The sequence below is a fragment of the Piscinibacter sp. PDB5-1 genome, assembly GCF_056676035.1.
The window spans coordinates 24437-41932 of the sequence record NZ_JBWVZL010000003.1 but is presented as its reverse complement, the minus strand read 5'-3'; the positions used below and the strand labels follow the sequence as shown (position 1 = coordinate 41932).

14 protein-coding genes are annotated in these 17496 nt (G+C 66.8%); 6 read left to right on the top strand and 8 right to left on the bottom strand.

Features of this window, described 5'->3' with window-relative positions:
- Nucleotides 1-74 precede the first annotated feature (74 nt).
- Together AC1KAT_RS13075 and AC1KAT_RS13070 are read left to right on the top strand one after the other, a co-directional pair.
- Nucleotides 75-1109 (top strand): Fe(3+) ABC transporter substrate-binding protein, encoded by a 1035-nt coding sequence (locus AC1KAT_RS13075; protein WP_480326597.1) that lies wholly within the window; start codon nt 75-77, stop codon nt 1107-1109.
- Nucleotides 1110-1201: 92 nt separating this feature from the next.
- Nucleotides 1202-2356, top strand: a complete 1155-nt coding sequence (locus AC1KAT_RS13070; protein ID WP_480326595.1) for an ATP-binding protein — start codon at nt 1202-1204, stop codon at nt 2354-2356.
- Between the two features lie 83 nt (nt 2357-2439).
- On the opposite strand, the gene AC1KAT_RS13065 is transcribed toward AC1KAT_RS13070, so the two are convergent.
- The 3 genes from AC1KAT_RS13065 to phaC form a co-directional block, all read right to left on the bottom strand.
- The gene (locus tag AC1KAT_RS13065) at nt 2440-3177 is read right to left on the bottom strand and encodes a 3-ketoacyl-ACP reductase (protein ID WP_480326594.1); all 738 of its coding nucleotides are present in this window, start codon (nt 3175-3177) and stop codon (nt 2440-2442) included.
- Between the two features lie 102 nt (nt 3178-3279).
- Nucleotides 3280-4461 carry an acetyl-CoA C-acetyltransferase gene (locus AC1KAT_RS13060; RefSeq protein WP_480326592.1) on the bottom strand — a complete coding sequence of 394 codons (1182 nt, stop codon included), beginning with the start codon at nt 4459-4461 and terminating at the stop codon, nt 3280-3282.
- 83 nt (nt 4462-4544) lie between these two features.
- Nucleotides 4545-6278 (bottom strand): class I poly(R)-hydroxyalkanoic acid synthase, encoded by a 1734-nt coding sequence (phaC, locus tag AC1KAT_RS13055; RefSeq protein ID WP_480326590.1) that lies wholly within the window; start codon nt 6276-6278, stop codon nt 4545-4547.
- 83 nt (nt 6279-6361) lie between these two features.
- On the opposite strand from phaC, the gene AC1KAT_RS13050 reads away from it, so the two are divergent.
- Nucleotides 6362-6673 (top strand): hypothetical protein, encoded by a 312-nt coding sequence (locus tag AC1KAT_RS13050; protein WP_480326588.1) that lies wholly within the window; start codon nt 6362-6364, stop codon nt 6671-6673.
- Here AC1KAT_RS13050 and pgeF read toward each other — a convergent pair.
- From pgeF to AC1KAT_RS13035, 3 genes are read right to left on the bottom strand one after another with little or no spacing between them, the layout of a single operon-like run.
- Nucleotides 6602-7318, bottom strand: a complete 717-nt coding sequence (gene pgeF / locus AC1KAT_RS13045) for a peptidoglycan editing factor PgeF (protein WP_480327748.1) — start codon at nt 7316-7318, stop codon at nt 6602-6604. The two genes, AC1KAT_RS13050 and pgeF, sit on opposite strands and share 72 nt — an antisense overlap.
- A 59-nt stretch (nt 7319-7377) precedes the next feature.
- Nucleotides 7378-8016, bottom strand: coding sequence for a maleylacetoacetate isomerase (maiA, locus tag AC1KAT_RS13040; protein ID WP_480326586.1), 639 nt, complete (start codon nt 8014-8016; stop codon nt 7378-7380).
- 32 nt (nt 8017-8048) lie between these two features.
- Nucleotides 8049-8771, bottom strand: a complete 723-nt coding sequence (locus AC1KAT_RS13035) for a fumarylacetoacetate hydrolase family protein (RefSeq protein ID WP_480326584.1) — start codon at nt 8769-8771, stop codon at nt 8049-8051.
- Between the two features lie 137 nt (nt 8772-8908).
- Here AC1KAT_RS13035 and AC1KAT_RS13030 point away from each other — a divergent pair, with 137 nt between their 5' ends.
- Genes AC1KAT_RS13030 through AC1KAT_RS13020 form a run of 3 tightly spaced genes read left to right on the top strand, consistent with a single transcriptional unit; the run spans nt 8909 to nt 13057 of the window.
- Complete coding sequence (locus AC1KAT_RS13030; RefSeq protein WP_480326582.1) at nt 8909-9454, top strand: NUDIX hydrolase; 546 nt, start codon at nt 8909-8911, stop codon at nt 9452-9454.
- Nucleotides 9455-9456: 2 nt separating this feature from the next.
- Nucleotides 9457-11664 carry a type I secretion system permease/ATPase gene (locus AC1KAT_RS13025; protein WP_480326580.1) on the top strand — a complete coding sequence of 736 codons (2208 nt, stop codon included), beginning with the start codon at nt 9457-9459 and terminating at the stop codon, nt 11662-11664.
- 10 nt (nt 11665-11674) lie between these two features.
- Entirely contained in the window at nt 11675-13057 is a 1383-nt protein-coding gene (locus tag AC1KAT_RS13020) for an HlyD family type I secretion periplasmic adaptor subunit (RefSeq protein ID WP_480326578.1), read from the top strand.
- Nucleotides 13058-13120: 63 nt separating this feature from the next.
- Here AC1KAT_RS13020 and AC1KAT_RS13015 read toward each other — a convergent pair whose 3' ends face one another.
- A complete protein-coding gene (locus AC1KAT_RS13015) occupies nt 13121-15040 on the bottom strand; it encodes a sensor domain-containing diguanylate cyclase (protein WP_480326576.1) in 1920 nt (639 codons plus the stop codon).
- A 152-nt stretch (nt 15041-15192) separates the two neighbouring features.
- Nucleotides 15193-17007, bottom strand: a complete 1815-nt coding sequence (locus AC1KAT_RS13010; protein WP_480326574.1) for a sensor domain-containing diguanylate cyclase — start codon at nt 17005-17007, stop codon at nt 15193-15195.
- Nucleotides 17008-17496: the final 489 nt, after the last annotated feature.

The window sequence follows — 17496 nt, the reverse complement described above, 5'->3', positions numbered from 1 at the left end:
GAGACGCGCAGCTTCCTTCCCATCCGCCCAGGCCCTTGCGGCCGCTTCAGGCCCACCTTTTGGAGACCCACCCGATGACATCCCGCTTCCGCCTCGCCTCGCTGGCCGCCCTGCTCGCCTCGGCCGCATTCACCGTGCCCGCCGCCGCGCAAGACAAGGTGCTCAACCTCTACTCGGCGCGCCACTACCAGACCGACGAAGCGCTCTACAACAACTTCACGAAGACCACCGGCATCAAGATCAACCGCATCGAGGCCGGTGACGAAGCCCTGCTCGAACGCCTGACCAACGAAGGCGCCAACAGCCCGGCCGACGTGGTGCTGCTGGTCGATGCCGCACGCCTGGCCAAGGCGCAGGCGGCCGGCCTGTTCCAGCCACTCGACTCGAAGCTGCTGAACGAGCGCATCCCGGCCCACCTGCGCGCGCCCGATGGTTCGTGGTTCGCCTTCTCGACCCGCGCCCGCGTCATCGTCTACAACAAGGCCAGCGTGAACGCCGCCGACGTGGACACCTACGAAGAACTCGCCGACCCCAAGAACAAGGGCAAGGTCTGCACCCGCTCGGGCTCGCACCCGTACCAGCTGTCGCTGGCCGCCTCGCTGATCGAGCACCTGGGCGAAGCCAAGACCGAAGAGTGGGCCAAAGGCGTCGTGGCCAACTTCGCCCGCACCCCGCGCGGCGGCGACACCGACCAGATCAAGGGCGTGGCCAGCGGCGAATGCGGCGTAGCGGTCACCAACTCGTACTACCTCGCCCGCATGATGCGGTCCGACAAGGCCGAAGACAAAGACGTGGTCGCCAAGATCGGCGTGGTGTGGCCGAACCAAGCCAACCGCGGCACGCACATCAACATCTCGGGCGGCGCGCTCGCCAAGTCGGCCAAGAACCGCGACAACGCGGTGAAGTTTCTCGAATACCTCGCCGGCGACGAGGCCCAGGCCTACTTCGCCAACGGCAACAACGAGTGGCCCACCGCCAAGGGCGTGAAGATCAGCAACCCCGCCCTCGACCAGCTCGGCCCCTTCAAGGCCGACAACGTGCCGGTGGCCTCGCTGCTGAAAAACAGCGCCGCAGCCCAGCGCCTGATGGACCGCGCCGGCTATCGGTGATCGCACCCTGAGGCGGCCTCGGTGTCATCCGCCGGGGCGGCCCGGCGGCATGGCACACCCGGCCGCGCGTCGGTGGGGCGCAGAATGCGGCCATGCGCCTGTCCAAGTTCATCAGCAACAACCTCGACGCGATCCTGATGAGCTGGGTCGCGTTCGCGCGCGACCAGGTGCCTGCCGCGGCGAACATGGACGAGACCGCGTTGCTCGACCATGGCAAGCAGATCCTCGAAGAAATCGCCGCCGACATGCGCACCCCGCAGGGGGACGCCGAGCAGCAAGCCAAATCCGAAGGCAACAGCGCCTCCGCGTCTGTATCTCCGGAAGTGCCCTCGCGCAGCCATGCTCGCCAACGCGCCCAACAAGGCTTTCAGGTCGAGCAGATGGTCGCCGAGTACCGCGCACTGCGTGCCACCGTGCTTCGCCTGTGGACCGCCGACTCGATCGGATCGCAGGTGCAAGACCTGGAAGACGTCACCCGTTTCAACGAAGCGGTGGACCAGGCCATCGCAGAGTCGCTGCAGGTCTTCGTGGCCGAGGTGGACAAGTCTCACCACCTCTTCCTCGGCATCCTGGGCCACGACCTGCGAGGTCCCCTCAGCGCGATTGCCAGTTGTGCGCACCTCGACAAGCGCCTGCGGCCGAATGACTCCAAGAATGCGGTGGTCATCCTGCGCAGCGTCACGCAGATGAAGGCGCTGCTGGACGATCTGGTCGAGTACACCCGGCACCGCCTCGGGTCCGGCCTCCAGATCGACCCCGCAGGCCTGCAGCTCGACCAGTTCGTGCACGAGACCCTGGAAGAGATCGACACGGCAGGCGGCGGCCGCGCTTTCGAGCTTGAAATCCGCGGCGACATGCATGGCGAATGGGATGCCAGCCGCCTGCACCAGGCGTTCTCGAACCTCGTCTTCAATGCGATGAAGTACGGTTCTCCGAACACGCCGATTCGCATCGTTGTGGACGGCACACAGGCCGACGAAGTGATCCTGGCCGTCGAAAACAGTGGCACACGCATTCCGCAAGCGGCGGTCGCCACGCTCTTCGACCCGCTGGTCCGCGCCACCCACCAGGACTCGATCGCCGACCCCCAGGCCACCGGCGCCAACCTGGGCCTGGGCCTGTATGTCGTGCGAGAGATCGCCGAAGCGCACGGCGGTCGCGTCGAGGTGGCCTCGGACGACGCCGCGACGCGCTTCGAGCTGCGCCTGCCGCGCATCGCGACCCAACGCGCCGCCGTGGAGCGGTGAGCCCCTGAGAACGGCGAGGCCATCCACAAGCAAAAAAGCCCGGCACAGCCGGGCTTTTTTTGTGAACCGAAGCGCGTTGCGCGTCAGCCCATGTGCAAGCCACCGTTGACCGAGAAGTCGGCACCGGTCGCAAAACCCGACTCGTCGGACGCGACCCAGGCCACGATCGAGGCGATGTCTTCCGGCGTGCCCAGCCGCTTGACGGGAATGCCGGCGACGATCTTGTCGAGCACGTCCTGGCGAATGGCCTTGACCATGTCGGTGGCGATGTAGCCCGGGCTCACGGTGTTGACCGTGACGCCCTTGCCTGCGACCTCTTGCGCCAGGGCCATCGTGAAGCCGTGCATGCCGGCCTTGGCCGCCGAGTAGTTGGTCTGACCGAACTGGCCCTTCTCACCGTTGACCGAACTGATGTTGATGATGCGGCCCCAACCCTTGTCGAGCATGTCGTCGATGACCTGCTTGGTCACATTGAACAGGCTGGTCAGGTTGGTTTCGATGACGGCGTCCCAGTCGGCACGGCTCATCTTGCGGAACATCCCGTCGCGCGTGATGCCGGCGTTGTTGACCAGCACGTCGATCGGGCCGTGCTCGGCCTTCACCTTCTGGAAGGCGGCGACGGTCGAATCCCAGTCGCCCACGTTACCCACCGAGGCGTAGAAGGTGTAGCCCAGCGCCTTCTGTTCGTTGAGCCATTTGTCGAAGTCGCGGCTTGGGCCGCAACCGGCGATCACCTTGAAGCCGTCTTTGTGCAGACGCTGGCACATCGACGTGCCGATGCCTCCCATGCCTCCGGTGACGTAGGCAATCTTTTGGGTCATGTTGTTCTCCTGTTTGTTTCTGAGGGCGAGGTAGCGTTGCGCCGCCCCGGGCTCGCGTCAAGCGGGTTGCCCCTCACGCGCGCCCAAATCAGCGCGACGGGTTCAGCGTTCGACGGTCAAGGCCACGCCCATGCCGCCGCCGATGCACAAGCTGGCGATGCCACGCTTGCTGTTGCGCTTTTGCATTTCGTGCAGCAAGGTCACCAAGATGCGGCAGCCCGATGCACCGATGGGGTGCCCAATGGCGATGGCACCGCCGTTCACATTCACCTTGCTGGTGTCCCAGCCCATTTCTTTGTGCACGGCGCACGCTTGCGCGGCGAAGGCTTCGTTGATTTCGAGCAGGTCGAGGTCGGCCGCCTTCCAGCCCGCACGTTGCAGGGCACGCTGCGAGGCCGGCACCGGGCCCAAGCCCATGTAGGCCGGGTCGAGGCCGGCGCTGGCGTACGAGGCGATGCGGGCGAGCGGCTGCAGGCCCAATTGGTCGGCGCGCTTGGCGGTCATCACGACCACGCCGGCCGCGCCGTCGTTGATGCCCGAGGCGTTGCCGGCGGTCACGCTGCCGGCCTTGTCGAAGGCGGGGCGCAGGCCGGCCAGGGCGTCGGCGTTGGTCTTGCGGTTCACGAATTCGTCGGTGCTGAAGACGATCGGGTCACCCTTCTTCTGCGCGATGCTGAAGGGCACGATCTCGTCGGCGAACTTGCCGGCGTCTTGCGCGGCCGAGGCCTTCTGCTGCGAGGCCAGGGCCAGCGCGTCCTGCTCTTCGCGGGTGATGCCGTACTTCTTGGCCACGTTCTCGGCCGTGATGCCCATGTGGTACTGGTTGTAGACGTCCCACAGGCCGTCGTTGATCATGGTGTCGACCATCTTCCAGTCGCCCATGCGCTGGCCGTCGCGCGAGTTGGGCAGCACGTGGGGCGACATGCTCATGCTCTCTTGGCCGCCGGCGATGACGATCTCGCTGTCGCCGTCGCGGATGGCTTGCGCAGCCAGCATCACCGCCTTCAGGCCCGAGCCGCAGACCTTGTTGATCGTCATCGCAGGCACGCCGTGCGGCAGCCCGGCTTTGATGACGGCCTGACGCGCCGGGTTCTGGCCGACACCGGCGGTCAGAACCTGGCCGAGGATGACTTCGCTGACCTGGTCGCCCGTGAGCTTGGCGCGCTTGAGCAGTTCGACGAGCACGGCCGCCCCCAGTTCAGAGGCGGGGGTCTTGGCGAGGGTGCCACCGAACTTGCCAACGGCAGTCCGGGCGGCGGCGACGATCACGATGTCGGTGGTCATGGTGTGCTCTCCTGATGGGCGGGGTTGAAGGAAGGTCCCTCTGAATGAATCGGTGCAGGCCGGGGCGCGCGTGGGTCAGCCGCTCAGGCCTTCTGCTTCACATAGCGGCCGGGCGCCGGCTCGATGGTCTTGTAGCGTGCGTTGCCCGGGCTCTTGGGCGCCGGCACCTGCTTGCCGGCGTTCGATGCGAGCCAGGCCGCCCAGTCGGGCCACCAGCTGCCCGGATATTCAACGGCCTGTTCAAGCCAAGCGTCGGCGGTGGACGGCAGCATGTCGGCGATGAAGTGGCTGCGCTTGTTGGCGGCCGGCGGGTTGATGACGCCGGCGATGTGGCCCGAGGCGCCCATCACGAAGCGGATCTTTCCCCGGCTGCCCTTGAGCGCCTGCGTGTTGCGGTAGGCCGCGTCCCAGGGGACGATGTGGTCCTCGCGCGAGCCGTACACGTAAGTCGGCAGGTTCAGCGTGCGCAGGTCGAGCGGCTGGCCGCACACGGTCAGCTTGCCCGGCTTGATGAGGTTGTTCTCGAGGTAGGTGTGGCGCAGGTACCAGCAGTACATGGGCCCGGGCAGGTTGGTGCTGTCGCTGTTCCAGTAGAGCAGGTCGAAAGGCGGCGGCGTGGCGCCCTTCAGGTAGTTGCCGACGACGTAGTTCCAGACCAGGTCGTTGGGGCGCAGCGCGCTGAAGGTCGAGGCCAGCTCTTGCCCCTTGAGCACGCCGCCGCCGGCCGGGCTGTCAGGGCCGAGCGTCATTTCGCGCAGCTGCACCGAGGCTTCGTCCACGAAGATGTCGAGGATGCCGGTGTGCGTGAAGTCGAGGAACGACGTCAGCAGCGTCATGCTCTGCGCCGGGTTTTCGCCACGCGCCTTCAGCACCGACAGCGCCGAGGCGAGGATGGTGCCGCCGATGCAAAAGCCCAGCGTGTTGATCGTCTCGGCGCCGCTGATGTCTTGCACCGCCGTGATGGCGCGGATGGCGCCGTCTTCGATGTAGTCGTCCCACCCGAGCTTGGCCATGCTCTCGTCGGCATTGCGCCAGCTCATCACGAAGACGCGGTGGCCCTGCTCGACCGTGTACTTGATCAGCGAGTTGTTGGGCTGCAGGTCGAGGATGTAGAACTTGTTGATGCACGGCGGCACCATCAACAAGGGCCGCGCGTAGACCTTGGGCGTACGCGGCTTGTATTCGATCAGCTGGAACAGGTGGTTCTCGAACACCACGCTGCCCTCGGTGCAGGCGACGTTCTTGCCGACCTCGAACACACGCTCGTCCGTCTGCGCGATGTGGCCCTGCTGCAGGTCTTCCCACATGTGCGACACACCCTGCATGAGGCTTTCGCCCTTGGTGTCGAGCGCGAGCTTGAGGGCTTCAGGGTTGAACGCGAGGTAGTTGCTCGGTGCCGCGGCCGCCACCCATTGCTGTACGGCGAAGCGCAGGCGTTGGCGGGTCTTTTCGTCGCCTTGCACGCGCTCGGCCATTTCGGTCAGCGTGCGGGCGTTCAGCAGGTACAGCTGCGCGGCGAACGCGGTCATCGGGTTCTGCTGCCACTCGGGCGACGCGAAGCGCTTGTCGCCAATGGGCCCTGGCGCAGCGGCAGCCTGGGCACCGGCCTCGCCGGCGGCGGCCGCGCAGCGGTTCCACAGCGCGGTGGCTTGCTGCATGTAGTCGGCCTGCAAGGCGCTCAGGTCGGCCAGCGGCAGGCTCAAATCGGCAGCCGCCTTGAGGGCCTGCGCAACGTTTTCGCCAAAGGCCTGGGCGGCACCGGACGACACAGCCGAACCGTGTGCGAGGTCATGCGGAAAATGCGGGGTGTTCTTCATGTGTTCTTGCTGCGTTTGCAATGCGGGAACCGAACTCTCTTCACGCGACCCTGAAGTGGCCGCATTGTCCTCCTGAACTCGCTATGTACCTTGTCGCAATTGCCTGGATGTATGTGGTGCTGATGATGTCGCTGGTCGAGGCCACGAGCCCCCAGGGCAGCGTGCTGGGCGCGGTCGTGACGTTCGTGCTGTATGGCGTGTTGCCGCTGTCCATCCTGCTCTACCTGCTGGGCACGCCGATGCGTCGGCGTGCGCGCCGTGCAGCCGAAGCGACGGCATGGGCTGAAGCCTCCGCAGCAGCTTCTGCGCCATCGGCCAGCGCGTCAGACGCCGCGCCACACGGCAGCGGCCATGCGGCCGGTGACGCCGTCGCGCCGGAACGAAAAGAACCGTGAGCGATCCTGCACGGTGCACCACGCGCCACCACTGATTTGGCGCAAGCCCGCTGACGAGAGCCTTGCACGGGCCAGCGCGGGCAGGTTCGCACACCACTTGCCCGGTCGCCCGGTGGGCCGAAAGTGCGGATGCGCGTCAGCGACATCCGCCTTGGGATCGGCATCGAAGGCTTTGAGCACGTCCTCTCCTGTTTCGAAGGTATCGGGGCCAATGCAAGCTCCAAGCCAGGCGTGGATCTGATGTGGCTCGCAGCCGGCTTGCTCGCACAGCGCTTGCACCGTGGCTTCGAGCACGCCGCCGGCCAGACCGCGCCAGCCGGCATGTGCCGCGCCGACCGCACGACCATCGGCGACGGCAAAGAGCACGGGCAGGCAATCGGCCACTTGGACCGTGCACGCCAGCTGCGGTTCAGTCGTGATGCAGGCGTCGGCCTCTTCGACCGGCGCCCCGGCTTCGGCGTGGGCTTTGGTCAGTTGCAGCACGCGTGTGCCATGCACCTGGCGCATGAACACAGGGGCGCCCCCCAGGCCTTGTGCGAAACGGCGGCGGTTTTCGGCCACGGCCTGCGGGTCGTCGCCGACGGCGGTGCCGAGGTTGAGGCTGTCCCACGGGGCCGCGCTCACGCCGCCCTGCCGCGTGCTCATCGCGGCCCCCACGCCGGGCACCGACCAGTCCGGTCTCAACCAGCTCTCGGGCAGGCTCATCAGGTGGCGTCGGGACAGGCCGAAGGTTGGGTCGCGCGAAAGGCGTCGAGCTGCATGCAGGCGTCGAACACGCGCATCACGGTCGGCACGTGGTCGAGCCGGCAGTTCATGCGCTGCGCGTTGAAGACCTGCGGCACGAGAAACACGTCGGCCAGCGTCGGCGCGTCGCCATGGCAGAAGCGGCCGGTCTTCGGGTCGCCCGCCAGGCGACGTTCGACGGTGTCGAGCCCGCTTTCGACCCAGTGGCGGTACCAGCGGTCCTTGTCGTCTTCGGACACCTTCAAGTCGTTCACCAGGTAGCGCAGCACGCGCAGGTTGTTCAGCGGGTGGATCTCGCAGGCGATGTCGAGCGCCAGCGAGCGCACACGCGCCCGGCCGATCGCGTCACCCGGCAGCAGGGGCGGCTCAGGGTGCGTCTCGTCGAGGTATTCGATGATCGCCATCGACTGCGTCAGCCATGTGTCACCGTCTTTCAGCGCGGGCACGAGGCGCGCCGCCGACATCTCGCTGAACGGCGGCTTGAGCTGCTCGCTCTTGAGCAGGTGCACCGGGTGGTAGTCGGCCGCCAGGCCCTTCAAGGCCAGCGCGATGCGCACGCGGAACGAGGCCGACGAACGGAAGTAGCTGTAAAGCTCCATGCAATCCCTCAGAAGGCTCGGGGGGTGGCGGCTCAGCCCGCGAAGGGCTCGCGTTCGACCAGCTCGATGGCCAGGGTGCCCACGCCGTCGATGCGCGCGCGCAGCACGTCCCCGATGAGCACGCGCGCCACGCCCTCGGGGGTGCCGGTGAAGATCAGGTCGCCCGGTTGCAAGTCCCAGGCGGTCGAGAGGTGCTCGATGATCTCGGGCACGCTCCAGATCATCTTGCCCAGCACGCTGCCCTGGCGGGGGGCGCCGTTGACGCCCAGCGTGATGGCCGTGGCGGCATTCAGGTAGCACTGGTTGGCGGGGCGGATGGGGCTGACCGGCGCCGACTGGTCGAAGCCCTTGGCGATGCACCAGGGCCGGCCCTCTTTCTTGGCGGCGGCCTGCAGGTCGCGCCGGGTCAGGTCGAGCCCGACGGCGTAGCCCCAGACGTGGTCCATGGCCTGCGCGGCGCGGATGTCGCGCCCGCCCTTGCCGATGGCAACCACGAGTTCGACCTCGTGGTGCAGGTCTTTGGTGAGGCTTGGGAAACCCACCTTGCCGGTCTGGCCCTCGGCCACCGGCACGACGGCGTCGCCGGGCTTCATGAAGAAGAAGGGGGCCTCGCGGCCGGTGCCGCCCATCTCGATGGCATGGTCGGCGTAGTTGCGCCCGACGCAGTAGATGCGGTGCACGGGAAAGGTCTCGCCCGGTGCGCCCCCCGCGACGGGAACCACGGGAACGGGCGGCAGCGGCAAGACATGACTCATGGGCGGATGCGGTTGAACAGGCCTCGGGCGATGATGCCACGCAAGCGGCATGCGGCCGAGCAATTGCCGCGACAACCCAACAGTCATCCGCGTTTGCCAGGCCTTGCGCGTGCGTGCCCTGCCCTACACTGCCCGCCATGTTTCAAGTGCGCAGCATCCGACACTGCAAAGCCTGTGGCTCGGCCACTCAGTACGCGGTGCCCGCCGACGACAACCGCGAGCGCGCCACCTGCCTCAGCTGCGGCACGGTGCACTACGAAAACCCGCTCAACGTCGTGGGCACCTTGCCCATCTGGAACGACCGTGTGCTGCTGTGCCGCCGCAATATCGAGCCGCGCTTCGGCCTGTGGACGCTGCCCGCCGGCTTCATGGAACTGGGTGAGACGACCGAGCAAGGCGCGGTCCGCGAGACCGAAGAAGAGGCCGGCGCCCGCATCGACCTCGAAGGCCTGTACACCGTGCTCAACGTGGTGAAGGTCGGGCAGGTCCACCTCTTCTACCGCGCCCGGCTGCGCGACACCGACTTCGCCCCCGGCCCCGAGACCATCGAGGCGCAGCTCTTCCGCGAAGAAGACATCCCCTGGGACGAACTGGCCTTTCGCACCGTGAAGGAAACCCTGGTGCGATATTTCGACGACCGCCGACGGGGTCAATTCGGCGTGCACTGCGCCGATATCAGCTGACGATGAGCGATCCCGGTGTTCCGCCCTCTTCCACCCTGCCGCCGGCAGCGGCCGTTCGCCTCCGCGAAGACCTGATCCATCCCGACCCGCTGCTCGACTGCCTGGTCGAGGTCTGCCGGCTGCACGGCCAGAGCGCGTCGCGCGCCTCGCTGTCGGCCGGCCTGCCGCTCGGCCAAGACGGCACCCAGTTCGGCAAAGGCAAGCTCACGCTCGAACTGGCCCAGCGCGCCGCCGGCCGGGCCGGCATGTCGGCCAAGCTGCAGCGGCTGACGCTCGACGGCATCGACGCGGCTGCGCTGCCGGCGATCCTGATCCTGAAAGACAACAACGCCTGCGTGTTGCTGGGCTTTGCCGACGACGGCAGTGCCCGCGTGCTGCTGCCCGAAACCGGCCAGGGCTCGGTGCAACTGCAGCGCGCCGACCTCGACGCGCGCTTCGCCGGCATCGTGCTCTTCGTGCGCCCGCATTTCCGCTTCGATGCGCGCACGCCCGAGGTCCGGCAGGTCAAGCAGCGGCACTGGTTCTGGAGCGCCGTGCTCGAACAGCGCTTCGTCTACCGCGACGTGCTGTGGGCCGCGCTGCTGATCAACCTGTTCGCCATCGCCTTTCCGATGTTCTCGATGAACGTCTACGACCGCGTGGTGCCCAACAACGCGGTCGAAACGCTGTGGACGCTGGCCATCGGCGTGCTGCTCATCATGTGCGGCGACCTCTTCATGCGCCTCTTGCGCAGCCGCTTCGTGGACGAGGCCAGCGCGCGCATCGACGTGCAGATCTCGGCCACGCTGATGGAAAAGGTGCTGGGCATGCGGCTCGAAGCCCGGCCCGAGTCGGTGGGCTCGTTCGCGTCGAACTTGCGTGGTTTCGAGCAGGTGCGCGACTTCATCGCCTCGGGCACGGTCACTGCGCTGATCGACCTGCCCTTCGCGCTGCTCTTCATGGTCGTGCTGGCGTGGATCTCGCCGTGGCTCGCGGTGCCGGTGGTGGTGGCCTTCGTGGCCATTCTTTCGCTGGGCTGGGTGCTGCAAAGCCGCTTGCATGCGCTGTCGCAAACCACCTACCAGGCGGCGGCGCAGCGCAACGCGACGCTGATCGAAAGCCTGACGGGCATCGAGACCATCAAGTCGCTCGGCGCCGAAAGCGTGGTGCAGGCCAAGTGGGAACGCGCCAACGCCTTTCTCGCGCGCATCAACGTGCGCATGCGCCAGTTGACCTCGTCGGCGAGCTACGGCACGGGCTGGCTGAGCCAGGGCGTCACCGTCACCATCGTGATCATCGGCGTCTACCTGATCGCCGAACGCGAGCTGACCATGGGCGCATTGATCGCCGCCAGCATGCTGGCCGGCCGCGCGCTGGCCCCGGCCGGGCAGATCGTCGGCCTGCTGATGCAGTACCAGGGCGCCCGCACGGCCATGGAGTCGCTCAACAAGATCATGGCCAACCCGGTCGAGCGGCCGGTCGGCGAAAACTTCGTCCAGCGCCCGCAGCTCAAGGGCGACATCGAGTTCCGCAACGTCAAGTTCAGCTACCCCAACCGGCAAGACTCGGCGCTCGAAGGCCTGAGCTTCAAGATCACCGCTGGCGAGCGCGTGGCCCTGATCGGCCGCGTGGGCTCGGGCAAGTCGACCATCCAGCGGCTCATCATGGGGCTGTACCAGCCGACCGAGGGCGCGGTGCTGCTCGACGGCATCGACCTGCGCCAGCTCGACCCGGCCGACGTGCGCCGCAACGTGGGCTACGTGTCGCAAGACGTGACGCTCTTCTACGGCACGCTGCGCGACAACATCACCTTCGGCCTGCCCTACGCCGACGACTCGGCGGTGGTCGCCGCGGCCGAGCTCGCCGGCATGACGCATTTCATCAACCGCCACCCGCGCGGCTTCGACATGCCGGTCGGCGAGCGCGGCGAGTCGCTCTCGGGCGGCCAGCGCCAGGGCATCGGCATCGCACGCGCGGTGCTGCACAACGCCCCCATGCTGCTGCTCGACGAACCCACCAGCGCGATGGACTTCTCGACCGAAGCGCAGATCACGCAGAGCATCGGCCACTTCGCGCACAACAAGACGGTGGTGCTGGTGACGCACCGCACCTCGCTCTTGGCGATGGTCACCCGCGTGATCGTGGTGGACGGCGGCAAGATCGTGGCCGACGGCCCGCGCGACCGCATCATGGAAGCGCTGCAGAGCGGGCGCATCGCGCGGGCCGCATGAAAGCCTGACCATGAGCCTTCGCACCGCCCTCGGCCGCATCCGCGAGCTGCTCAAGTCAGAGCCGCCGCCCTCACCCGACGACCCGCAGCGCACGGGCTTTCGCAGCTTCGAGCTCGAAGCCGACGCCGTGATGTCGCGCAGCCGAACGCAGCGTGCACAGACCATCGTGCGGGCCGCCGTGGTGATCGTCGCGCTGCTGTTGCTGTGGGCCGCACTTGCGCATGTCGACGAAGTGACGCGCGGCGAAGGCAAGGTGATCCCGTCGCGGCAGTTGCAGGTCGTGCAGTCGCTCGACGGCGGCGTGGTTGCGAGCATCCATGTGCAAGAGGGCCAGGTGGTCGAGGCCGGCCAGGTGCTGCTGCGCATCGACGAAACCCGGGCCACGTCCGGCGTGCGTGAGAGCGCGGCCCAAGGCTTTGCGCTGCGGGCGCGCCAGGCGCGGCTGACCGCGCTGTCGGACGGCTCGCCCTTCGTGCCGCCCACCAGCACGGGCGACCCCGAAGAAGCGCGCATCGTGCTCGGCGAGCAGCAGCTTTACGAGGCCAAGCGCAACGAGCTGGCCACGATGCTGTCCATCAACAGCCAGCAGCTGGCGCAACGCCAGCAAGAGCTGGCCGAGATGCGCTCGCGCAAGGCGGCAGCCGAGCGGGCGCTCGACTCGGCGCAGCAAGAGCTGAACAAGACCCGCCCGCTGCTGGCCAGCGGCGCGGTGTCCGAGGTCGAAATCTTGCGGTTGGAACGCGAGGTCTCGCGCAGCCGCGGCGACTCCGAACAATCGACGGCACAGATCGCGCGCGTGCAAGCGGCCATCGGCGAGGCGCAACGCAAGAGCCAAGAGACCGAGCTGACCTTCCGCAACGAAGCACGCCGCGAGCTGGCCGAGGTGGTGGGCAAGCTGAACGCGCTGAACGAAGGCGCTGTGGCCCTGGCCGACCGCGTCAACAAGTCACAGGTGACGTCACCGGTGCGTGGCCGCGTGCAGCGGCTGCTGGCCAACACGGTGGGCGGCGTGGTGCAACCGGGCAAGGACATCGTCGAAATCGTGCCGCTCGACGACGTGCTGGTGCTCGAAGCACGCATGCTGCCGAAAGACATCGCGTTCATCCGCCCCGGCCAGCCCGCCATGGTGAAGTTCACCGCTTACGACTTCTCGATCTACGGCGGGCTCGACGCGGTGGTCGAGAACATCAGCCCCGACACGGTGGTCGATGAGCGCGGCAACGCGTTCTACCTGGTTCGGGTCAAGACGACCCGCTCGAATTTCAGCGAGAAGCTGCCGATCATCCCCGGCATGACCGCCGAGGTGGACGTACTCACCGGCCGCAAGACGGTGCTGTCGTACCTGCTGAAGCCGCTGCTGAAGGCCAAGGCCTACGCGCTGCGCGAGCGCTGACGAGCCCGACGCCCGCCATCACGGCGTGGCGCACCGCCAAATGGCGACCCGGCGCGCCCGTCCTCAAGCCGCCATCGCTACCCGGTTGCGCCCGGCGTTCTTGGCACGGTAAAGCGCCGCATCGGCCTCGCCGATGAAGTCGGCCACCGACTCACCCGGGTGCGCCACCTTGGCCGCCAACCCGATGCTGATGCTCAGCGGCACGCGCTGGTTGCCGCTCATGAGCTCGATGCCAGCCACCGCCGCTCGCACGCGCTCGGCCACTTCGCTGGCCTGTTCGGGGCCGGTGCCAGGCAGCACGAGCGCGAACTCTTCGCCGCCGTAACGGGCGATGAGGTCGGTCGAACGGCCCACCACCTGGCGCAGCACCGCGGCCACGCGGCGCAGGCATTCGTCGCCGGCGAGGTGGCCAAAAGTGTCGTTGATCACCTTGAAGTGGTCGAGGTCAGCCAGCAGCAAAGCCAGCGGCACGCTGGCGCGGGCCGAGCGCTCGTGCTCGCGCTTGAGCACCTCGTCGAAGTAGCGGCGGTTGTGCACGCGGGTGAGCGAGTCCGTCACGCTGAGCTTGGCCAGCTCGACGTTGGCAAGCTCGAGGTCGTTCATTGCACGTTCGACCTGGGCCGTGCGGTCAAGCACGCGCTTTTCAAGCTCCTCTCTGGCGCGGCCCTGCATTTCGATGACTTCTTCTTGTGCCTTGATCTTTTCCTCGCGCTCGCGCTGCACGGCCAGCGAGAGACCGAACGACTCGCGCTGTGCCCGTTCGCGCTGTTCGCGCTCGTGGCGGATGCGGTCGGCCAGAGCGATCGACAGCAGCACCATCTCGATCACGAAACCGATGTGCTGGCCATTGACGCTGAGCCAGTTGCTTTCGATCGCGCCATACACCGCCAAGAGCGAGGCCGTGGTGCCCAGGACGATGGCCAGCCAGGCAATCGCGAAGTAGCGCGCCGAGCGCACCCCCAGGAAGATCAGCACGGCCGACGAATAGATGGCCAGCGCCCCACTCAACAGACCGGCCAGCCCGGCGGTGTAGAAAAGCGCCTCGCTGCGCCAGACGAAGATCAGTGCTGTGGTGGCGACCCAGTACGAGATGAGCGCGGTGTTGATGAGCCGCAGGTGGGTCGGGGCGATGCTGCGCAGGTTCAGGAACTGCCGGAAGAACACCGTAGCCAGCAGAAAGCTGAGCGAGCCGAAGAGTTCATAGCCCAGGTTCAATGCCCAGCGCGTGTCGGGCCACAGGTACAGCGGCCCCATGCCGGTGACCGACAACTCGTAGAGCACGATCGACAGCAGGTACAGGCTGTAGACGAAGTAGCTGCGGTCTCGCGTGAACGCGAACAGGCTCGCGTTGTAGAGCAGCATCACCGCGAGGATGCCGAACAGCACGCCCATCGCCACGCCATTGTCGAAGCGGTGGGCGTCGAAGGCCGAGGGCGCCCACACCGTCATCGGCATGACAAAGCTCGATTCGGTGTGCACACGCAGCAGCACCGTCGTGGTCTGGCGCGCGACCAGCGCCAACTCGAACACCGGCTCGGGGTGCTTGAACAGCTTTTGGTCGGCCGGCACCTCGGTGCCGGATCGCTGGGTGGGCAGCCAGCCGCCCGTGGCCGGGTCGGACTGCTCCATTGACACGTCTTCGAGCAGCGGTGAGTTGAGGTTCAGCAGCCAGCCGCTGCGCGACGACCTGTTCTGAAGCTCGAAGCGAAACCACACCGGTCGGCGTTGCAGCACCAGGTTCACGTGGCGCCCTGCATAACGCTGCCAACGTGAGGCCATGTCGGGCGCCAGCACCTGCTCGCGCGTCAGCGGCTGGTCGGCGTCTTCGATGAGGTAGTCGACGCCGCCGATCACGGGCACGGTGGTGTCGAAGTCGCCGAGCACCACGGGTGCGGGCGGGGCTGCATGTACCGGCGAAACCGCTCCGGCGATCACCAACAGCCATGCGAAGAACAAACCGCCCCACGAACGCAGCTTGGGCATCAGATGTGGAGAGCTAAGAGGCGACGGGCCCGGATGGGCATCGCCGGATGTGCGACCCATTCTGTCGCATCACGCGCGCAACGAGGTGCAAGCTTTCCCGCAGATGTGTTGGGGATTGCCTCTCGGCAGTCGCCCGCCGGACGCCCGCTCGCTCAGGCGGCGAGCACCACGCGGTTTCGGCCCGTGTCCTTGGCGCGGTAGAGCGCGGCATCGGCCTCGGCGATGAAATCGACCACGGTCTGCTGGGGCTGAACCACCTTGGCCACCACGCCCAGGCTCACGCTGATAGGCACGCGCTTGCCCCGGTAGATGAACTGGATGCCTTCGATGGCTTCGCGCACCCGTTCACCCACCTCGCCAGCCTGCTCGGCGTTGGTCGCCGGCAGCACCAGCGCGAACTCCTCGCCGCCATAACGGGCCACGAGGTCGGTCGAGCGCCCCACCGTGGACGCGAGCGTGGCCGCCACAAGCCGCAGGCACTCGTCACCGGCGAGGTGGCCGCAGGTGTCGTTGATCTTCTTGAAGTGGTCGATGTCCACCAGCAGCAGCGCAAGGGGCACGTGGGTGCGCGCCGACCGGTCGTGCTCGCGCTTGAGCACTTCGTCGAAATAGCGGCGGTTGTGCACCTTGGTGAGCGCGTCCGTCACGCTCAGCTTGGCCAGTTCGACGTTGGCGATTTCGAGGTTCTTCATCGCGCGCTCGAGCTCGGCGGTGCGATCGAGCACGCGAAGCTCCAGCTCTTCCTTCGCTTGCGTCTGGATCTCGATGGCCTGCTCTTGCGCGCGAATCTTCTCTTCACGCTCGCGCTGCACCTTGTGCGTCAGGGCCAGCGTTTCGGCCTGGGCGCGGTCGCGGGCAGCGCGGTCGCGCTTGATGCGGTCGGCCAGGGCCAGCGAGAGCAGCATGATCTCGATCACGAAGCCCAGGTGCTGGCCGTAATCGGTGAGCCAGTTGCCTTCGATCACGCCAAACAGCGACAGGATGTAGACCATCGTGCCAAACAGCAATGCCGACCACGCGATGGCGAAGTAGCGCGCCGAGATGCTGCCCTGGAACATCCGGTAAACCGACGAATAAACCGCCACGATCCCGCCCAGCAGACCGATCAGCGCGATGCTGAGCGACACCCAAGGCGATTGCTGCACCAGCGTCAGCACCGTGGCCAGCACCCAGCAAGCGACGAAGCCGTTGTTCAGCCAGACCAGATGGCGGATCCTGCAGTTGCGCAGGTCGAGAAAGACGCGGAAGAACACCGTCGCCGACAAGAAGGCCAAGCAGGCGGTCAGCTCGTAGCCGCGCAGGGTCATCCAGCGGTAATCGCCCCACAGGTACAAGGCACCGTACCCGGTGAGCGCCAGCTCATACAGCGTCGCAGCGACGAGGTAGAGGCTGTAGGCCAGGTAGCTGCTGTCGCGGGTGAAGACGTAGAGGCTGGCGTTGTAGATCAGCATGATCGCCAAGACGCCGAACAGCAGCCCCATCACGAAGTTGTGCACGTGGCGGTCGGCCTGGTAGGCGTCGCGCTCCCACACAGTCATGGGCAGGATGATGGCTTGCGTGCTCGACACTCGGATCAGCACCGTCGCCGACTCGCCCTTGGCCAGGCGCAGCGGGAACACATACGCCGTGTCGTTGCCCTTGTTGTGGGCCGGGGCCACCATGCCCGAAGCGGTGCTCGCGACGATGCGACCGCTGGCGGGGTCGAGCTGGTGGAACTGCAAGTCGTCGATGAGCGGGTACGGCACCGACAGCAGCCAGGCCTGGCTGTCTGCCTTGTTTTCGACCTTGAAGCGCAGCCATGCCGGGCGAAACTGGCGCGACAGGTTGACCTGCCGCCCCGAGTAGCGCATCCACCGGTCGGACGTGGCCGCCTGCTCGGCAGTCAGGGGCGCGGCGTCGGGAAGTTCGACGAAATAGTCGATGACACCGGCCACGCGCACCGAACTGGCCCCGGTCGGCAGCTCCAACGTGTCGCGAGCCGCCTGCGCAGCCCCCTGCCACCCGACACCCAATATGAACAGCAGACAAGCGAGCCACCGCCAGGCAGGAGCGGGCCAGTGCAGGCGGGGGGCAGAAGGGATCACGTCACGTGTCAAGGCAAAGGGCGGGCTCGACCCGTCGTCAGCGGGCATCGATCGCAAAGTGACTCGCATTGTTGACCAAGCGGCGACGCACTCGTGACACGTGACGGGCATTTGGCCGGCGCAAGCGTGCATCTTTGGGATTTGATGACCCGGCGTGTCGAAGTTGTCTTGTGACGCACACACATTTGATTACACAAGACACAAACCTCAAGTCTGCAGGGGGCGTGCCGATACCGAATACAGACCTCTGTCGACCAGAACCAGGCCTCAGCTTCCGACCACCGCCTTATCGGCGTTTTCCCTGGCAAAAGCGGTGAATCTGATCACGGTTTTGCCCGCTTCTCGGCGCCTTAGGAGGGCACCCCTCCGGTA

Excerpts from the sequence above, each read along its gene's own strand:
- AC1KAT_RS13075 (WP_480326597.1), top strand. The coding sequence starts at position 75 with ATGACATCCCGCTTCCGCCTCGCCTCGCTGGCCGCCCTGCTCGCCTCG.
- AC1KAT_RS13070 (WP_480326595.1), top strand. The coding sequence starts at position 1,202 with ATGCGCCTGTCCAAGTTCATCAGCAACAACCTCGACGCGATCCTGATG.
- AC1KAT_RS13065 (WP_480326594.1), bottom strand. The coding sequence starts at position 3,177 with ATGACCCAAAAGATTGCCTACGTCACCGGAGGCATGGGAGGCATCGGC.
- AC1KAT_RS13060 (WP_480326592.1), bottom strand. The coding sequence starts at position 4,461 with ATGACCACCGACATCGTGATCGTCGCCGCCGCCCGGACTGCCGTTGGC.
- phaC (WP_480326590.1), bottom strand. The coding sequence starts at position 6,278 with ATGAAGAACACCCCGCATTTTCCGCATGACCTCGCACACGGTTCGGCT.
- AC1KAT_RS13050 (WP_480326588.1), top strand. The coding sequence starts at position 6,362 with ATGTACCTTGTCGCAATTGCCTGGATGTATGTGGTGCTGATGATGTCG.
- pgeF (WP_480327748.1), bottom strand. The coding sequence starts at position 7,318 with ATGAGCACGCGGCAGGGCGGCGTGAGCGCGGCCCCGTGGGACAGCCTC.
- maiA (WP_480326586.1), bottom strand. The coding sequence starts at position 8,016 with ATGGAGCTTTACAGCTACTTCCGTTCGTCGGCCTCGTTCCGCGTGCGC.
- AC1KAT_RS13035 (WP_480326584.1), bottom strand. The coding sequence starts at position 8,771 with ATGAGTCATGTCTTGCCGCTGCCGCCCGTTCCCGTGGTTCCCGTCGCG.
- AC1KAT_RS13030 (WP_480326582.1), top strand. The coding sequence starts at position 8,909 with ATGTTTCAAGTGCGCAGCATCCGACACTGCAAAGCCTGTGGCTCGGCC.
- AC1KAT_RS13025 (WP_480326580.1), top strand. The coding sequence starts at position 9,457 with ATGAGCGATCCCGGTGTTCCGCCCTCTTCCACCCTGCCGCCGGCAGCG.
- AC1KAT_RS13020 (WP_480326578.1), top strand. The coding sequence starts at position 11,675 with ATGAGCCTTCGCACCGCCCTCGGCCGCATCCGCGAGCTGCTCAAGTCA.
- AC1KAT_RS13015 (WP_480326576.1), bottom strand. The coding sequence starts at position 15,040 with ATGCCCAAGCTGCGTTCGTGGGGCGGTTTGTTCTTCGCATGGCTGTTG.